Annotated in this window: 1 pseudogene; it reads left to right on the top strand. The window is 55.4% G+C overall.

The features are described 5' to 3' along the window. A pseudogene (locus L9G74_RS20720) lies at positions 1 to 198 on the top strand (ABC transporter ATP-binding protein); the annotation flags it as partial. Positions 199 to 269: the final 71 nt, after the last annotated feature.

Genomic DNA, 269 nt, shown 5'->3' with positions numbered 1-269 from the left:
CAGGAGAAAAAAGAGCAGGGCGTCGGTATTTTGATGTCGACCCACGTCTTGGATACCGCCCAGCGTTACTGTGACCGCTTCGTCCTCTTGGCCGACGGGAAGGTGAAAACCCAGGGGACCCTCGCGGAACTAACGGCAGGCGGGCAGACCCTGGATGAGGTCTACTTGAACTTAGCAAGGGATGAGCAACATGGGTGATTTATTTGAACAACGGCGGCGCCGCCACTTTGTTCTCTTAATGAAGTACTGGCGGCTCGTCTTCAACGACC

It is taken from the genome of Shewanella electrica (genome assembly GCF_022321485.1).
GTDB classification, from domain to species: domain Bacteria; phylum Pseudomonadota; class Gammaproteobacteria; order Enterobacterales; family Shewanellaceae; genus Shewanella; species Shewanella electrica.
The sequence above is the reverse complement of the archived record's forward strand: the minus strand, read 5'-3'. Positions and strand labels throughout refer to the sequence as shown.